The organism is Streptomyces sp. NPDC088554, from assembly GCF_044752945.1.
Classification (GTDB): domain Bacteria; phylum Actinomycetota; class Actinomycetes; order Streptomycetales; family Streptomycetaceae; genus Streptomyces.
In genome coordinates this window covers 260,298-275,789 of record NZ_JBIVMF010000005.1, presented here as the reverse complement: position 1 = coordinate 275,789, position 15,492 = coordinate 260,298, and the positions used below count along the sequence as shown (strand labels likewise).

Below are 15,492 nucleotides of genomic sequence, written 5' to 3'. Positions count from 1 at the left end.
CTGGTCCGCATGAATGATTGGCCCGAGGGATCGAACGGCGACCGTTACGGGCGCGGCAGCGGAGGCACACAGCCCGAGGGCGCGCGTGCCATGCCGCATGCGCGGCGACGCGGGGTGCCCCAGCAGACGCCGGGATACGTACAGGGCGCCGGCCCCGTCCCCGGGTACGGCAACGGCAACGGCAACGGCAACGGCAACGGCAACGGCAACGGCAACGGGTACGGGTACGGCAACCGCGACGGCTACAACACCGGCCAGGTGTACAGCGGCGGTGGCGGCGGAGTGCCCCGGCAGAACGGTGGCGCGGGCGGCGGGGGCGGTGACTTCGGGTACGGCTACGGGTCCGGCGGGTCGCCGCAGGCCCCCGACTGGCGCAAGCGCATCAAGGTCGGCGCGCTGGCGCTGGTCGTGACGCTCCTCGCGGTCACCATCGGTACGTACTTCTGGGCCGGTTCGCAGCTGAAGCGCGAGGTCGATCTCTCCAAGGTCATCGAGCGCCCGAACCAGGGCGAGGGCACCAACTATCTGATCGTCGGTTCGGACAGCCGCGAGGGCATGTCCGACGAGGAGAAGAAGAAGCTCCACACCGGCTCCGCCGAGGGCAAGCGGACCGACTCGATGATGATCCTGCACACCGGGTCCAACGGCCCGACGCTGATCTCGCTGCCGCGCGACTCCAACGTCACGATCCCCTCGTTCAAGGGCTCCGAGTCCGGCAAGCTCTTCCCGAACACCGGCCGCCAGACCAAGCTGAACGCGGCGTACGCGGAGGACGGCCCCGAGCTGCTCGTCCGTACCGTCGAGTACAACACCGGGCTGCGGATCGACCACTACGTCGAGATCGGCTTCGCGGGCTTCGCCAATGTCGTGGACGCGATCGGCGGCGTGGACCTGGACATCCCCAAGGCGTTCAAGGACGAGAAGTCCGGCGCCGACTTCCAGGCGGGCGAGCAGACCCTCAACGGCGAACAGGCGCTCGCCTTCGTCCGTACCCGCTACGCCTTCGCGGGCAGCGACCTGGACCGTACGAAGAACCAGCAGAAGTTCCTCGCGGCCCTCGCCTCGCAGACCGCCACCCCGAGCACGATCATCAACCCGTTCAAGCTCTACCCGACGATGAGCGCGGGCCTGGACACCCTGATCGTCGACAAGGACATGTCGCTGTGGTCCCTGGGCAGCATGTTCTTCGCGATGAAGGGCGTCACGGGCGGCGACGGCACCTCCATGAACATGCCGATCTCGGGCTCCACCGGCTCCAACCTCGTCTGGGACCGGGCGAAGGTCACCGAACTGGTGAAGCAGCTCAACAACGACGAGAAAGTCACGGTCACCGGCAACTGATGTCCACGCCCACCTCCTCCCCTCCCTCCGTCGACCACGGGCTCGTCGAGGCGGCGACCCAGATCGCCCGTACCCGGGCCCGTGGCGACAACCACACCATGGCGGCCGCCGCCCGCACGGCCGACGGCCGCATCGTCACCGCGCTCAACGCCTACCACTTCACCGGCGGCCCCTGCGCCGAACTCGTCCTCGTCGGCACGGCCGCCGCCCAGGGCGTCTACGACCTCACCACGATCGTCGCCGTGGGCGACCGCGACCGGGGCGTCATGCCCCCGTGCGGCCGCTGCCGCCAGTTCCTGCTGGACTACTTCCCGGGCCTGTACGTCATCGTCGGCACCGGCGAGCAGCTCCGTACCGTACCGATCACGGCCCTGCTCCCGGAGAGCTACACGTGGGCGGACCACCAGGACTGACGGCGGGGCCGACGTAAGGCTGAGGGCCGGGTCCTTGTGGTCGGGCAGCCGGATCACAGTCCTTCCCGCCGCGGCAGCCGTACCGGTCCGTCTACGGGTACAGATCCAGTACCGCCCACAGCCGCCGCCCGTCCTCGGCGGTGTCCGTGCCACAGCTCGTGGCGCCCAGTTCCGCGATGCGGGGCAGGGTCTCCGGGGCGGCCGTGGGCAGACCGGGGCAGGGGGAGAGGACCACGACGAGCAACTGGCCGTCCTGGGGCGCGAGATGGACGCTGATCCGTTTGGCGCCGTCGGCCACCGCCGTGGTCACCAGCAGGGCGGCGACGGCGGAGGCGGCCCGGTCGGCGCCGGTGTGGCCCCACGCGTGCAGCTGCTCGACGACCCGCCGCCGCACCACGCCGGCGGTCCACGGCGAGGCGTCCAGCGTCCAGTTGACGCCACGGCGGTTCGCCATCATCACCGCCGGACGCACCGGCCGCGTCGGCGCCGGCACCGGCCTCGGCGGCTGCGCCGGACGCTTCGGAGGAGGCGGGGTCTTCGGCGGATAGTCCGGCTGCTTCGCGTCCATGGCTGGCAAGGCGACCCCCGAATCGACGGAAGTGACCCACTGTAGAACGGCGTTCAGCTACTACCGGGCAGTAGTAACACTCCCGGGTGACGGTGCGATCGTCATCGCCCCTGTCCGGGGCGAGTCGAGCCACACACTCTGCCCTCCGGCGGTGACCGTCGGACCGAACTCCTCCGCTCCTGGCCCACCGAGGTCGGCGTACTCCCGGTACACCGTCTCGACCTCGCGCCACAGGCTCCGCGCGCCGAACTCCCGTATCTCCTGCCCGGATTGGACGGTCGCGCCCGAGCCCGCCCCGTCCTGGAGCCATACGCGTACGGCGTCGCCGTAACTTTCTGTAAGCACTTGAGCCGGCCCCGGGGTACGGACGAGTTTTGGCCCCACCCTCGAACCGGTGGACGACGGCTCACTCTCGCCCCTGACGGCCGCTTCTCGCAGGCCATGTCTGTGCATCAGCCCATCACCGGCCCGGCGGTCGAACGCCCGTCGGAGCCAAAAGAACTCCGTGCACTGGAGCCCAAACAAGTGCTTACAAACACGATGGAGAAGCGGATCTCGAACTCGCTTCAAGCCCTGTGGGAGGATTCCCTCCGCCCGGTCCCCGGTCGGCAGGTCTACGGAGCCGTTCCGTCTCCCGAGAATACGGATCTGGAAATGATCTCCCAAAAATCTCCCAAATGATCTACGCGCCACAAAATGAAGCCCCTCGCGACCCCCGCGAGGGGCTTCTCCTTTTGAGCCCGTCACCCCATCCACCTGGGATAACATGCCCTTCTGCTTCGCTACGGAAGGTTCCTCGCCATCACGATGCGCTGGACCTGGTTCGTGCCCTCGTAGATCTGCGTGATCTTGGCATCGCGCATCATCCGCTCCACCGGGTAGTCGCGGGTGTAGCCGTAGCCGCCGAGCAGCTGGACCGCGTCGGTGGTGATCTCCATCGCGGCGTCGGAGGCGAAGCATTTCGCCGCCGCGCCGAAGAAGGTCAGCTGCTCCTTGGTGCCGGTCGCGCCCGCGGAGACGCGTTCCGAGCGGGCAGCGGCGGCGTAGGTGAGCTGGCGGGCGGCCTCCAGCTTCATGGCCATGTCGGCGAGCATGAACTGGACGCCCTGGAAGTCCGCGATGGGCTTGCCGAACTGCTTGCGCTCCTGGACGTACCCCTTGGCGTAGTCCAGGGCGCCCTGGGCGATGCCGAGGGCCTGGGCGGCGATGGTGATGCGGGTGTGGTCGAGGGTCTGCATCGCGGTGGCGAAGCCCGTACCCTCGGCGCCGATCAGGCGGTCGGCGGGGATGCGGACGTTGTCGAGGTAGACCTCGCGGGTCGGGGAGCCCTTGATGCCGAGCTTCTTCTCCGGGGCGCCGAAGGAGACGCCCTCGTCGCTCTTCTCGACGACGAACGCGCTGATGCCCTTGGTGCGCTTGTCGGGGTCGGTGACCGCCATGACCGTGTAGTAGTCGGATTCGCCCGCGTTGGTGATCCAGCGCTTCACCCCGTTGAGGACGTAGTGGTCGCCGTCCCTGACCGCCTTGGTCTTCATGCCGCCCGCGTCGGAGCCCGCGTCCGGCTCGGAGAGGCAGTACGAGAACAGCGCGTCGCCCTTGGCCAGCGGCCCCAGGTACTTCCGCTTGAGGTCCTCGCCGCCCGAGAGGATCACCGGCAGCGAGCCGAGCTTGTTGACCGCCGGGATCAGCGAGGACGAGGCGCAGACCCGCGCCACCTCCTCGATCACGATCACGGTGGCGAGGGCGTCCGCCCCGGCGCCGCCGTACTCCTCGGGTACGTGGACGGCGTGCAGGTCGGAGGCGACCAGCGCGTCCAGGGCCTCCTGGGGGAAACGGGCCTCTTCGTCCACGACCGCGGCGTACGGCAGGATCTTCGCCTCGGCGAGCGCGCGGACGGTCTCGCGGAGCATGTCGTGCTCCTCGGACGGGCGGTACAGGTCGAAATCGGCCGATCCGGTCACGGTCTTCCACTCCCAAAGATGCTAACTACCGTTAAGTAACCTGATTTTAGGGGCGAACCCGGCGCAGGCATAGGTGAGCTTCCCGACAGCCGCCCGCCCACCCTCCTCTACCTCGCTCACCACGCGGATATGCTCGGGCCGCGCGACACGTCTCCGGCACGCGGCCTATCCGTACCGCACTCGCCCGTATCCCTTGGAGCACCCATATGGCCCTCAAGATCACCGTGATCGGCACCGGCTACCTCGGCGCCACCCACGCCGCGGCCATGGCGGAGCTGGGCTTCGAGGTGCTCGGGCTCGATGTCGTACCGGAGAAGATCGAGATGCTCGCCGCGGGCCGGGTCCCGATGTACGAACCCGGGCTGGAGGAGCTGCTGCGCCGGCATGTCGCCGGGATCGCGGGATCCACCGGACGGCTGCGGTTCACGCTGGACTGGGCGGAGGCCGCGGACTTCGGCGACGTCCATTTCGTCTGCGTGAACACCCCGCAGAAGCACGGCGAGTACGCCTGCGACATGTCGTACGTCGACTCCGCGATGGAGAGCCTCGCCCGCCATCTGCGCCGGCCCGCGCTCGTCGTCGGCAAGTCCACCGTGCCGGTCGGCAGCGCGGACCGCCTCGCGGCCCGGATCCGCGAGCTGGCGCCCGCGGGCGACGAGGTGGAGCTGGCCTGGAACCCGGAGTTCCTCCGCGAGGGCTTCGCCGTCCAGGACACCCTGCACCCGGACCGGATCGTCATCGGCGTCACGAGCGAGCGCGCCGAGCGGACACTGCGCGAGGTGTACGCGACCCCGGTCGGGGAAGGGTCGCCGTTCGTCGTGACGGACTTCCCCACCGCCGAACTGGTCAAGACCTCCGCCAACTCCTTCCTCGCCACCAAGATCTCCTTCATCAACGCCATGGCCGAGGTCTGCGAGGCCGCGGGCGGTGATGTCGTCAAACTGGCCGAGGCGCTGGGTTACGACGACCGCATCGGCAAGAAATTCCTCCGCGCGGGCATCGGCTTCGGCGGGGGTTGCCTCCCGAAGGACATCCGCGCGTTCATGGCGCGCGCGGGCGAGCTGGGCGCCGACCAGGCGCTGACCTTCCTGCGCGAGGTCGACTCGATCAACATGCGCCGCCGGGGCCACATGGTGGAGCTGGCGCGCGAGGCCGTCGGCGGCGACGGGTCCTTCCTGGGCAAGCGGGTCGCGGTCCTGGGCGCGACGTTCAAGCCGGACTCCGACGACGTACGGGACTCCCCCGCGCTCAATGTCGCCGGGCAGATACACCTCCAGGGCGGCCAGGTCACCGTCTACGACCCCAAGGGCATGGAGAACGCCAAGCGGCTCTTCCCGACCCTCCGGTACGCGGACAGCGCGCTGGACGCGGTACGCGGCGCGGACGCCGTCCTGCACCTGACCGAGTGGCGCGAGTTCCGCGAGCTGGACCCGGAGGTCCTGGGCGAGGCCACGTCCCGCCGGCTGATCCTGGACGGCCGCAACGCCCTGGACCCGGAGGTATGGCGCAAGGCGGGCTGGACGTACCGCGCGATGGGCCGCCCGCGCGCCTGACCGCCTCTTCGCGCCTGACCACCTCTTTAAGAGGCGGCGTTTTTACGGTACGGGCCGCTCTTTACGGGCCGTACCGTTACGGGCCGCTCTTTACGGACAGCTCCGAAGAGGCGGTCCGGGCCTGTCGCCCTCCGCCAGCCTGGCGCGGTACGCGCGCATCTTGGCGCGGGCCCCGCACACCGACATGGCACACCAGCGACCGCGCCCCGCCGGGCTGCGGTCGTAGAAGGCCCACCGGCAGTCCTCCGCCTCGCACGCCTTGAGCCGTACCCACGTACCGTCCGCCACCGCGCCCGCGATGGCCACCGCGATACGGGACAGCAGCGCGTCCGGCTCCACGGCCGGGCGGAGTACGGCCGCGCCCCACGCGTCGACGGCGACCCGGAGCGGAGCGGCGGCCAGCAGCCGGTCCAGTACGGCGGTCGAGCCGTCGCCCGTGCGGTGGCCCGCGTGGGCGAGGCAGGCCGTACGCAGCGCCTCGCGGAGCTCGCGGGCGGCGGGGACGGTCCGTGCGGTGAGCCCGAAGGCGGCGCGGCCCTCCGGCGTGGCAAGTGAGTCGACGCCCGTCTCGATGTCCAGGGTGTTCACGAACCCCTGCACCAGGGCGAGCCCGCCGGGCGCGGGCGGCCTGTCAGTCATGGTTGCGACGGTACCTCCGGTGCGGGACCATGCGGCAACCATTACCTGTTAATGACGCTTACCAGTAACCGAGGAGGATCCCCATGGCCATCGCCACGCTGGGCGCCATCGTCCTGGACTGCCCCGACCCGGTCGCGCTCGCCCGTTTCTACGCGGCGCTGCTCGGCGGCGAGGTGGTCGAGGACGCCCAAGAGGACACCCAGGACGGGGACACCGAGGCCGGGGCCAGCTGGGTCGACCTGACGGGCGTCCCCGGCGCCCCACTCGCCTTCCAGGCCGCGCCCGGGTACGTACCGCCATCCTGGCCCTCGCCCGAGGGCTCCCAGCAGTTCCACCTGGACCTGACCGTCCCCGACCTGGACGCGGCGGAGGAACAGGTCCTGGCACTGGGCGCGACGGCCCTGGAGGCGGCGGACCGGAAGAGGACGTTCCGCGTCTACGCCGACCCTGCGGGGCATCCGTTCTGCCTCTGCTCGGGCTGAGCCCTGCCAGGACGGCGTCAACCAGGGGCTGACGGGGCCCTCATCCTCCCCGGCTCAGCTCGCGCGTCCCGGCGGGGCCGGCCGGAGACTCACCGTCGGCGGCGGGATGTGCTCTCGTCCGATGAGGATGAGGCGTCATTAATGGTGTTGACCTCGGGCGTGGCCCGTCTCGTCCGTCCCGACCGGATGTTGTTCTCGTGTTGGGTACCGCCAACACGTCCCTGCGGGTAGTCCTCCAGGAACTCCGGTGCTTCGTGAGACGGGTCGGCCTGCCGCCGGAGCGCGCTGCGGATGTGCTTGAGCGCTCCCGGCTCGCGAACGGCCTCGGCGCTGGCGATTCCCATGAGCGTCGCCGCCGCTCGGCACTGGTCGTCGCTCAGGCCCTCGATCTCCTCCTTGCTCAGCTGCTTCCCCTTCAGCGCCTCGACGAGGGGCAGGAATTGCTCGGCGTCGAGTTCGGGGACCAGACCGATGAACCGGCTCTCTTCCTCACGGACGTAGCGGCCGTAGGTTTTCTGGGTTCCCGGATACTGATCCATGTTGGTGGTGATGTACGGAGCCCCGCCGCGCCCGGGACGCTCGTTGTACGGACCGAACGGGGTGTCGTGGGTGGTGAAGCTCTCCGCCGCCTGGGTACCGCCGCGTGCGATGTCTCGCTCGGCCCAGCGTTCCCGCCGCTTGTTGGCCTTTTCGCGCTCCTCATCGGTGACCCTCTGCACATACGCGGCGGCGGCAGCGTTCCCCGCCATGCGCTGCACGGCCAGGACAGACGACGGAGTGGCCTGACGGTTCCCCAGGAAGGGCGCCGCATTGACGCTCTGGCTCTGGGTTGCCGAGGTCCGAGGCGGCAGAGCTTTTCCTTCCCGCTCGCCATGCTTCTGCTTGCGGTCGAAACCCATGATGCCGCCACTCCCTGTAGTGGAGTCGGCAGCCGGGCACAGCACCCGGCCCCGAACCGTTCCGCCAGTCGCCCTCGACGCTAGGCGTACCGGAGGCGTCCGTACATGTCCGCGAGGGCAACCCTTCGCCTCCTGCGGGCACACCGGGTTTCAGCGGCACCGGAGCGTCCCCGACCGATGGCGCCACGGTCCACGATGATCGGGTTTCATCCGTTTCCCGGATATCGGCACGCGACCCGCTACAGCCGGGGGTCGGACATGAAATGCTTTCTCGAACTCGGGGCGTAGTACCTCGCCTGTCGCGGCTTCCCCGAACCGCATTTATTGCACGGCAATCGCGCTACTTCGGTGAGACCCGCGCGGGGCGAAAAATGATACAAGTCCCTGACCGTTCCCTCACACTTTCCGACGCTGCACCCCGCCGAGGCCCACGATGTGGAGCGGCCTCCGTTGTCGGAAACCGAGTGATTGCAGAACAGGCAAGGGAAAGGATGCAACCCGTCCTCATTCTCGATGTAGGCAATTGCGTCAGGTTCATTGCAGCCTGGGCAAATCCACGCCATCTCAAGCCTCTCGTAGCGAGCAGGCCCGAATCATGACCCGAACTGCCTTTCTAACGCGGGCGATTGGTGTTGGTTCACCCCTGCGTGTGACGGCTCATCCGGCGAACGCCCCTGCCGGATGCCCGGCGAGTGTGGCCCCTGACGGGATCCGCGCCATTCCGTACCGGGGCCGTCCCCGCCGATCGATTTACGGGTCCGGTACGGAATTGGTTTGCTGCTGTCTTACCCCGGTGAGCGCGCCCACCCGATCGAGCGGCTCGACGGTGTCGATGTCGTCCTGGCCACCCTGGCCACCTTGGCCGCCCTGATCGCTCTGGCCGCCCTGGCCGCCCTGGCCACCCTGGTCGCTCTGGTCGCTCTGGCCGCTCTGGCCGCTCTGGCCGCTCTGGTCGCTCTGGGGACCTGTCCCCATCAGCACCCCGGTCCGGCACCTCACCGGGAGCCTGGTAGTCGGGGCAGACCGGCCGGCCACACCGACACGGTGGCCAACGCAACGCCGCACCAGACAGGTCCACGCCTTCCGCACCTTCCGCGCCACCGTCACCCTGAGGCTCGCCATAGACCTTGGGCACAAACCTTCGATCACCCATCACCCAACACCCCCCGAAGCCCCGACCCAACCCGCGTAAGAACAGGACGAGTCAGAACCGCGAACCGGCCGGGATCAGGCCACCAGCCCGGCACATCCGACGCGAGCTGCCAGAAACCCCCCGACGCACGCAACGCGTGCGACTCGTCAACATCCGCCGCCGGCACTCTTGCCGGCATCCCCTGCATGGCCATGATCGCCGCCCTGATTCGTGGAGTGATCTCCCTTCACTCCAGACAACGCGACGACTACTCACAGCGCTACGCTTGTCGCGGCGGCAGACCTGAGAGCCTTAAGAGCTATCTGCGCGGGGAGTCGGGCCAGTGAAGACACCGGAGCCGAACACAGCACTTGAGCGCCTGTATCGCGAGAGCGGATGGACAATGCGCCAACTCGCCCAAGCAATCAACCGCATCGGAACCGAGCGCGGGACCCCGCTCAAGTACCAGGACCCTTCGGTCCACCAATGGCTGAAAGGCCACATGCCCAAGGAAAGCACTCGGTCACTCATCGTGGAGGCGCTCGCCCGTAGGCTGCTCCGCCCCATCACGCACGCCGAGGCAGGGTTTCCCACAACCCGGAAAGAGCCGAATGGAGGCAGCATGTGCTACATGGAACAACGCATTGGATGACTATCCGCTGGTGCAGTCAGGAAGATTGGATCAGCGGATGCGCACCATGCTGCGACTGATCAAACCTCACCTCAGGAACCGCGCCGCCCGCGATCTCCACGACCGAGCCATCCTGGTTGCTCCGAGTTCCCTCATGATCTGAGCGACAAAGGAATCACTCCACATCCGCCGCCCTCACCCCAAGTCGCCATCATCGCCGCCGGATGATGGCACGGCAGCAGCGATCCGAGGGGGTGGGACTTACGCCCGATCCGAGGGATGGGGGCTTACCCGACACGCGATGTACCTCATTCCCGCATGCCCCGTACCCGAATTCAACAAATTCACCCAATCGGATGAACTCTGTTTCCGCAACACAATTCCTGGGCAGCGTCTCCGCCAGATCCGACCTTCCGAAAGGGACCGACTGAGGTCTTCTCGGCAACGTGACGGTTGCGGTGTGTGACGGGGTGCGGGTGCCCACTCGCGGCCTAGTTCTGCGGTGCCAGGGTGCGCAGGACGCAGAACTCGTTGCCCTCGGGGTCTGCCATGACCACCCAGTTTCGGTCTGAGCCCTGGCCCACATCCGTCTTGGTGGCGCCGAGGCCGAGCAATCTGGTCACCTCGTCCTCGGTGCTGCCGTCGATCGGGCTGACGTCGAGGTGCAGCCGGTTCTTCACGGTCTTGCCCTCGGGCACCTGGATGAACAACAGGGTGGGCGACATCTGACGGACCCGAACATCCTCGACGGTCGGAACCCAGGAGCCGATCTCGACCTTGCCGTCGCTCCGGTCGATCACCTTGAAGTCCAGGACCTCGCACCAGAAGGCCGCGAGCCTCTCCGGATCGTGGCAGTCAACGGCCAACTCGGTGAACCTACTTGTCATGACTCTCCCAGATAGTGCGGACGGGGCTCAGAGTATGCCGCCCGTCCGACAGATTTGAGATCTTCCTGACTAGGGACATCAGACGGGCTTGACCCGGCATCAGATACGCGAAAAGCCCCTGGTAGGAACAGGTCTGCGAAGATCACGTTCCGGAACCCAGAGGCTTCACGCGTTGACCAGTATCACCTACACCGCAACACTCGACGTCGGCAGGGAGACCGCCGAAACTCTCGCCCGGCTCTTGCGCGAGCACCGCGAACGGCTCGGCACCCGCAAGGGGACCCGCGCTCTGGGCGTCTTCAAGCAGGGTGTCCTGGTGCTGCGGTGGTTCGTCGACGGGACCCGGCTGGCCCAACTCGCCCGGGATAACGGGGTTTCGGTACCCACCGCGTACCGCTACTTGCACGAGGGGCTGACCGTGCTCGCCGACCACGCCCCGGATCTGTCCACCGCGCTGGAACGGGCGACGGCCGCCGGCCACACCCATCTCAACCTGGACGGCACCGTCATCCGTACCGACCGCGTCGCCGCCCCGGGCCCCAACGGCGCCGACCTCTGGTGGTCCGGGAAGCACAAGCACCACGGCGGCAACGTCCAGGTCATCTCCGCCCCCGACGGCTGGCCCATCTGGGTCTCCCCGGTCCGCCCCGGCCGCGAGCACGACACCACCTGCGCCCGCACCCACGGCCTGGTCGACGCCCTCAACCGACTCGCCTCCACCCTGGACATTCCTACCCTGACCGACCTCGGCTACGAGAACGCCGGCGACGGCTTCCGCCACCCGGTCAAAAAACCCATGGGCGGCGAACTCGACGACGCGCAGCAGACGTTCAACTCGGTCATCCGAGGCGTCCATGCGGTCGCCGAGCGGGCCAACGCCCTACTCAAGGTCACCTTCAAGGCCCTGCGCCGGGTCAGCCTCGACCCCAGCGGCATCACCCGGATCGCCCGAGCCGCCCTCGTCCTGCTCCAGTTGGAGCACGGCCGAACGACTTGAACGAAGATCACGAACCGTCACGAGACGTTACCGAGAAGGGTTCACTGTGAGTTACGAAGATAACGGCGACATGACGATTTACCAGGTTGTCATTAACGACGAAGAGCAATACTCCATTTGGCCGTCCGGCAGAGAGATCGCCATCGGCTGGAAGGCGCAGGGCAAGACGGGAACCAAGGCCGAGTGCATGGAATACATTAAGGAAGTGTGGACGGATATGCGCCCCCTGTCGCTCCGCAGGGCAATGGGAGAGTCCGTTTAAGGACGGATCCGGATTTACCGGTTCGCCCCCACGCAGGTGGGACCGCAGGAAAGATCTCAGCCGCCGTGACACCATGTTTCGCCCCCGGTACGAGCCACTCGGCGCCCGTACCGGGGGCGCCATGCTGTTCGGTGCGTCCTCAGCCGTCCAGCTCGGCGATCGTCGCCCGCGACGGGCCGCGTTCGGCGGTCAGTTGCCGGGACACGTCCTCCGCCGCGCGCAGCGCCCGTACCGCGTTCTGCCAGGTCAGCTTGGCCAGATCCGTGGTGGACCACTTGCGGGCCAGCAACTCCGCGATCAGGTTGGGGTAGCCCGAAACATCGTCCAGCCCCACGGGGGTGAACGGTGTGCCGTCGTAGTCGCCGCCGATCCCGATGTGGTCGACGCCCGCGACCCCGCGCATGTGGTCGAGGTGGTCGGCGACGGTGGAGACCGTGGCGACCGGGCGGGGGTGGGACACCTCGAACGCCTCGTGGACCTTCATCGCCTCGGCCGTGGTGGAGAGCGGATGCAGCCCGTGGGCGGTCATGTTCTCGTCCGCCTGCCGGTTCCACTCGACCGCCTCGGGGAGGACGAACTTCGGTACGAAGGTGACCATCGCGACGCCCCCGTTCCCGGGCAGCAGCTCCAGCACGTCGTCCGGGATGTTGCGCGGATGGTCGCAGACCGCGCGCGCCGACGAGTGCGAGAAGATCACCGGCGCCCCGGTCACGGCGAGCGCGTCGCGCATGGTCGTGGCGGCGACGTGGGAGAGGTCGACCAGCATGCCGACGCGGTTCATCTCGCGTACGACCTCCCGGCCGAAGGCGGAGAGCCCGCCCACGCCGGGGACGTCCGTCGCCGAGTCGGCCCAGGCCAGATTGTCGTTGTGGGTGAGCGTCATGTAGCGGACGCCCAGGGTGTACAGGGCCCGCAGGGTGGCGAGGGAGTTGTTGATGGAGTGGCCGCCCTCGGCACCCATCAGCGAGGCGATCCGGCCCTCGCGGCGCGCCGTCTCCATGTCGTCCGCCGTCAGCGCGCGAGCCAGGTCGGCGGGGTGCCGGGCGAGCAACTGCCCGACCACGTCGATCTGTTCGAGCGTCGCGCTGACCGCGTCGTCCCCGGCCATGTCGGACTGTACGTACACGGACCAGAACTGCCCGCCGACTCCGCCGAGCCGCAGCCGGGGGATGTCCGTGTGCAGCAGCCGCGAGGTGTCGTCGGCGATGTCGAGGCGGTCCAGGTCGTACCGGACGTGCTCGCGCAGCGCCCACGGCAGATCGTTGTGGCCGTCGACGACGGGGAAGTCGGCGAGCAGCGCGTGCGCCCGGTCGAGGAAGCCCGCGCCGGCGGACGGCGCGGCCGTCACTTGCCGAATCCGAAGTGGTCCAGGCCCGCGACCTTGGCGCGCAGCCGCTTGCCCTTCTCCGTCGCCTGGTCGTTCAGCTCCTGCTGGAACTCCCGCATCCGGCGCTGGAGTTCGGGGTCGTGCGCCGCGAGGATCCGGGCCGCCAGCAGCCCCGCGTTGCGCGCGCCGCCGACCGAGACCGTGGCGACCGGCACCCCGGCGGGCATCTGGACGATGGAGAGCAGGGAGTCCATGCCGTCGAGGTACTTGAGCGGTACGGGAACCCCGATCACCGGCAGCGGCGTCACCGAGGCCAGCATGCCCGGCAGATGCGCCGCGCCGCCCGCGCCCGCGATGATCGCCTTGAGCCCGCGCCCGGCGGCGTGCTCGCCGTACCCGATCATCTCGTGCGGCATCCGGTGGGCGGAGACGACGTCGACCTCGTACGGGATCTCGAACTCGTGGAGCGCCGTGACAGCGGCCTCCATGACGGGCCAGTCGGAGTCGGAGCCCATGACGACGCCGACGAGGGGGGAGTTCATTCGGTAATCGTTCCTCGGAGGTATCCGGCGGCGTGGCGGGCGCGGTCCAGCACGTCGTCCAGGTCGTCGCCGTAGGTGTTGACGTGGCCCACCTTGCGGCCGGGCTTCACGTCCTTGCCATACATGTGGATCTTCAGCCGCGGGTCGCGGGCCATGCAGTGCAGATACGCCGTGTACATGTCGGGGTAGTCGCCGCCGAGGACGTTGCACATCACGGTCCAGGGCGCGCGCGGGCGCGGGTCGCCGAGCGGCAGGTCGAGCACGGCCCGTACGTGATTGGCGAACTGCGAGGTGATCGCGCCGTCCTGGGTCCAGTGCCCGGAGTTGTGGGGGCGCATCGCGAGTTCGTTGACCAGGATGCGGCCGTCCGCCGTCTCGAACAGCTCGACCGCGAGATGGCCCACGACGCCCAGCTCGGCGGCGATCCGCAGCGCGAGCCGCTGGGCCTCGCCCGCCAGCTCGTCCGAGAGGCCGGGGGCCGGCGCGATCACCGTGTCGCAGACACCGTCGACCTGCTGGGACTCGACGACGGGGTACGCCACGGCCTGGCCGTGCGGCGAGCGGACTATGTTCGCCGCCAGCTCCCGTACGAAGTCGACCTTCTCCTCGGCGAGGACCGGGACCCCGGCGCGGAAGGGCGGTTCGGCGTCCGCCTCGGACCGTACGACCCAGACCCCCTTGCCGTCGTACCCACCGCGCACCGTCTTGAGGATCACGGGGAAGCCGTCGCCCTCGGCGGCGAAGGCGGCCACATCGGCGGGGCCGGTCACGATGCGGTGGCGCGGGCAGGGGACGCCCAGCTCGGTGAGGCGCGCGCGCATCACGCCCTTGTCCTGGGCGTGCCGGAGCGCGTCCGGTCCCGGCCTGATGGGGATGCCGTCGGCCTCCAGTGCGCGCAGATGTTCGATCGGCACGTGTTCGTGGTCGAACGTGATCACATCGCAGCCGCGCGCGAAGTCACGCAGTGTGTCCAGGTCGCGGTAGTCGCCGACCACGACATCGTTCACCACCTGGGCCGCGGAATCCTGGGGGGTGTCACTGAGGAGCTTGAACCTGAGGCCGAGGGGGATGCCCGCCTCGTGGGTCATACGGGCGAGCTGACCGCCGCCGACCATGCCGACTACCGGGAATGTCACGTACCCAGGGTATCCGCCGCCGCCCCCGCCCTCCCTCATCGCCCGCCGCCACCGGGCGTTTGCGTACGGTCGTCCCGGGCGGCCCGCCGGGGGCCCTGGTTAGCATGGTGCGGTACTGGCATTCGGTATCGATCACCCAAACCGGTGGTCGGGCGGTACCGGGCGAGCCATCGAGCGGGCTGTCGAGCGACTGGGGCTGAACGGGCATATGAGCGAACGCGGCGCACTGCGCGTGCGGCTGGACCGGCTCGTCCGCGAGGTGGTCAGGTTCGGCGCGGTGGGCGGCGCGGGGCTCCTGGTCAACCTGCTGGTCTTCAACCTCCTGCGGCACACCACCACGCTGCCCGTGGTGCGGGCCAGCGTCCTGGCCACGGTCGTCGCCATCGCCTTCAACTACGTGGGCTTCCGCTACTTCACCTACCGCGACCGCGACAAGAGCGGCCGGACCCGCGAGCTGACGCTCTTCCTGCTGTTCAGCGCGGCCGGTCTGGTGATCGAGAACGGTGTCCTGTACGCGGCGACCTACGGCTTCGGCTGGGACACCCCGCTCCAGAGCAACGTGTTCAAGTTCCTCGGCACCGGGATAGCGACGCTCTTCCGCTTCTGGTCGTACCGGACGTGGGTCTTCCGCTCCGACCCGTCCGACCCCGCGGACGGAGCCCCTTCGGTACGGGACCGGCCCCAGCCCGACCGCGTCGGCTGAGCCCGCGTACGGCGGGGGC

General features: G+C 68.7%; 17 protein-coding genes. 7 read left to right on the top strand and 10 right to left on the bottom strand.

The features are described 5' to 3' along the window. The first annotated feature begins 9 nt into the window (after nucleotides 1-9). On the top strand, nucleotides 10-1,341 hold the full coding sequence (locus ACIP8W_RS08765; protein WP_402202430.1) for an LCP family protein: 1,332 nt from the start codon (nucleotides 10-12) through the stop codon (nucleotides 1,339-1,341). Continuing rightward, entirely contained in the window at nucleotides 1,341-1,754 is a 414-nt protein-coding gene (locus tag ACIP8W_RS08760) for a cytidine deaminase family protein (RefSeq protein ID WP_401951398.1), read from the top strand. Before ACIP8W_RS08765 ends, ACIP8W_RS08760 begins: the two co-directional genes overlap by 1 nt. 91 nt (nucleotides 1,755-1,845) lie before the next feature. Here the strand turns inward: ACIP8W_RS08760 and ACIP8W_RS08755 are convergent, their stop codons facing one another. The 3 genes from ACIP8W_RS08755 to ACIP8W_RS08745 form a co-directional block, all read right to left on the bottom strand. After that, entirely contained in the window at nucleotides 1,846-2,322 is a 477-nt protein-coding gene (locus ACIP8W_RS08755) for a hypothetical protein (RefSeq protein ID WP_402153693.1), read from the bottom strand. A 60-nt stretch (nucleotides 2,323-2,382) separates the two neighbouring features. Then, nucleotides 2,383-2,667 (bottom strand): hypothetical protein, encoded by a 285-nt coding sequence (locus tag ACIP8W_RS08750; protein ID WP_401951402.1) that lies wholly within the window; start codon nucleotides 2,665-2,667, stop codon nucleotides 2,383-2,385. A 437-nt stretch (nucleotides 2,668-3,104) separates the two neighbouring features. Continuing rightward, entirely contained in the window at nucleotides 3,105-4,283 is a 1,179-nt protein-coding gene (locus tag ACIP8W_RS08745; RefSeq protein ID WP_401951405.1) for an acyl-CoA dehydrogenase, read from the bottom strand. Between the two features lie 206 nt (nucleotides 4,284-4,489). Here ACIP8W_RS08745 and ACIP8W_RS08740 point away from each other — a divergent pair, with 206 nt between their 5' ends. Further along, nucleotides 4,490-5,836 carry a UDP-glucose dehydrogenase family protein gene (locus ACIP8W_RS08740; RefSeq protein WP_401951407.1) on the top strand — a complete coding sequence of 449 codons (1,347 nt, stop codon included), beginning with the start codon at nucleotides 4,490-4,492 and terminating at the stop codon, nucleotides 5,834-5,836. Nucleotides 5,837-5,926: 90 nt separating this feature from the next. Here the strand turns inward: ACIP8W_RS08740 and ACIP8W_RS08735 are convergent, their stop codons facing one another. Beyond that, complete coding sequence (locus ACIP8W_RS08735) at nucleotides 5,927-6,475, bottom strand: CGNR zinc finger domain-containing protein (RefSeq protein ID WP_402202426.1); 549 nt, start codon at nucleotides 6,473-6,475, stop codon at nucleotides 5,927-5,929. Between the two features lie 83 nt (nucleotides 6,476-6,558). Here ACIP8W_RS08735 and ACIP8W_RS08730 point away from each other — a divergent pair, with 83 nt between their 5' ends. Further along, the gene (locus ACIP8W_RS08730; protein WP_401951412.1) at nucleotides 6,559-6,957 is read left to right on the top strand and encodes a VOC family protein; all 399 of its coding nucleotides are present in this window, start codon (nucleotides 6,559-6,561) and stop codon (nucleotides 6,955-6,957) included. Nucleotides 6,958-7,046: 89 nt separating this feature from the next. Here the strand turns inward: ACIP8W_RS08730 and ACIP8W_RS08725 are convergent, their stop codons facing one another. The 3 genes from ACIP8W_RS08725 to ACIP8W_RS08715 form a co-directional block, all read right to left on the bottom strand. Continuing rightward, nucleotides 7,047-7,856 (bottom strand): hypothetical protein, encoded by an 810-nt coding sequence (locus ACIP8W_RS08725; RefSeq protein ID WP_402202424.1) that lies wholly within the window; start codon nucleotides 7,854-7,856, stop codon nucleotides 7,047-7,049. Between the two features lie 750 nt (nucleotides 7,857-8,606). Beyond that, nucleotides 8,607-8,831 carry a hypothetical protein gene (locus ACIP8W_RS08720; RefSeq protein WP_402202422.1) on the bottom strand — a complete coding sequence of 75 codons (225 nt, stop codon included), beginning with the start codon at nucleotides 8,829-8,831 and terminating at the stop codon, nucleotides 8,607-8,609. A gap of 1,279 nt (nucleotides 8,832-10,110) precedes the next feature. Then, a complete protein-coding gene (locus ACIP8W_RS08715) occupies nucleotides 10,111-10,506 on the bottom strand; it encodes a VOC family protein (protein ID WP_402202420.1) in 396 nt (131 codons plus the stop codon). Between the two features lie 172 nt (nucleotides 10,507-10,678). Here ACIP8W_RS08715 and ACIP8W_RS08710 point away from each other — a divergent pair, with 172 nt between their 5' ends. Beyond that, complete coding sequence (locus ACIP8W_RS08710) at nucleotides 10,679-11,503, top strand: transposase family protein (protein ID WP_402202418.1); 825 nt, start codon at nucleotides 10,679-10,681, stop codon at nucleotides 11,501-11,503. A gap of 70 nt (nucleotides 11,504-11,573) precedes the next feature. After that, entirely contained in the window at nucleotides 11,574-11,765 is a 192-nt protein-coding gene (locus ACIP8W_RS08705; protein WP_402202468.1) for an MbtH family protein, read from the top strand. Between the two features lie 139 nt (nucleotides 11,766-11,904). Here the strand turns inward: ACIP8W_RS08705 and ACIP8W_RS08700 are convergent, their stop codons facing one another. Genes ACIP8W_RS08700 through ACIP8W_RS08690 form a run of 3 tightly spaced genes read right to left on the bottom strand, consistent with a single transcriptional unit; the run spans nucleotide 11,905 to nucleotide 14,809 of the window. After that, nucleotides 11,905-13,113 (bottom strand): dipeptidase, encoded by a 1,209-nt coding sequence (locus ACIP8W_RS08700; protein WP_402202416.1) that lies wholly within the window; start codon nucleotides 13,111-13,113, stop codon nucleotides 11,905-11,907. Further along, on the bottom strand, nucleotides 13,110-13,634 hold the full coding sequence (purE, locus tag ACIP8W_RS08695) for a 5-(carboxyamino)imidazole ribonucleotide mutase (RefSeq protein ID WP_401951421.1): 525 nt from the start codon (nucleotides 13,632-13,634) through the stop codon (nucleotides 13,110-13,112). Before purE ends, ACIP8W_RS08700 begins: the two co-directional genes overlap by 4 nt. After that, complete coding sequence (locus tag ACIP8W_RS08690; protein WP_401951424.1) at nucleotides 13,631-14,809, bottom strand: 5-(carboxyamino)imidazole ribonucleotide synthase; 1,179 nt, start codon at nucleotides 14,807-14,809, stop codon at nucleotides 13,631-13,633. Before ACIP8W_RS08690 ends, purE begins: the two co-directional genes overlap by 4 nt. A 169-nt stretch (nucleotides 14,810-14,978) precedes the next feature. Here ACIP8W_RS08690 and ACIP8W_RS08685 point away from each other — a divergent pair, with 169 nt between their 5' ends. Then, a complete protein-coding gene (locus ACIP8W_RS08685) occupies nucleotides 14,979-15,473 on the top strand; it encodes a GtrA family protein (protein ID WP_401951427.1) in 495 nt (164 codons plus the stop codon). The last annotated feature ends 19 nt before the right edge of the window (nucleotides 15,474-15,492 follow it).

Excerpts from the sequence above, each read along its gene's own strand:
- ACIP8W_RS08765 (WP_402202430.1), top strand. The coding sequence starts at position 10 with ATGAATGATTGGCCCGAGGGATCGAACGGCGACCGTTACGGGCGCGGC.
- ACIP8W_RS08760 (WP_401951398.1), top strand. The coding sequence starts at position 1,341 with ATGTCCACGCCCACCTCCTCCCCTCCCTCCGTCGACCACGGGCTCGTC.
- ACIP8W_RS08755 (WP_402153693.1), bottom strand. The coding sequence starts at position 2,322 with ATGGACGCGAAGCAGCCGGACTATCCGCCGAAGACCCCGCCTCCTCCG.
- ACIP8W_RS08740 (WP_401951407.1), top strand. The coding sequence starts at position 4,490 with ATGGCCCTCAAGATCACCGTGATCGGCACCGGCTACCTCGGCGCCACC.
- ACIP8W_RS08735 (WP_402202426.1), bottom strand. The coding sequence starts at position 6,475 with ATGACTGACAGGCCGCCCGCGCCCGGCGGGCTCGCCCTGGTGCAGGGG.
- ACIP8W_RS08730 (WP_401951412.1), top strand. The coding sequence starts at position 6,559 with ATGGCCATCGCCACGCTGGGCGCCATCGTCCTGGACTGCCCCGACCCG.
- ACIP8W_RS08725 (WP_402202424.1), bottom strand. The coding sequence starts at position 7,856 with ATGGGTTTCGACCGCAAGCAGAAGCATGGCGAGCGGGAAGGAAAAGCT.
- ACIP8W_RS08720 (WP_402202422.1), bottom strand. The coding sequence starts at position 8,831 with ATGGGGACAGGTCCCCAGAGCGACCAGAGCGGCCAGAGCGGCCAGAGC.
- ACIP8W_RS08715 (WP_402202420.1), bottom strand. The coding sequence starts at position 10,506 with ATGACAAGTAGGTTCACCGAGTTGGCCGTTGACTGCCACGATCCGGAG.
- ACIP8W_RS08705 (WP_402202468.1), top strand. The coding sequence starts at position 11,574 with ATGACGATTTACCAGGTTGTCATTAACGACGAAGAGCAATACTCCATT.
- purE (WP_401951421.1), bottom strand. The coding sequence starts at position 13,634 with ATGAACTCCCCCCTCGTCGGCGTCGTCATGGGCTCCGACTCCGACTGG.
- ACIP8W_RS08690 (WP_401951424.1), bottom strand. The coding sequence starts at position 14,809 with ATGAGGGAGGGCGGGGGCGGCGGCGGATACCCTGGGTACGTGACATTC.
- ACIP8W_RS08685 (WP_401951427.1), top strand. The coding sequence starts at position 14,979 with ATGAGCGAACGCGGCGCACTGCGCGTGCGGCTGGACCGGCTCGTCCGC.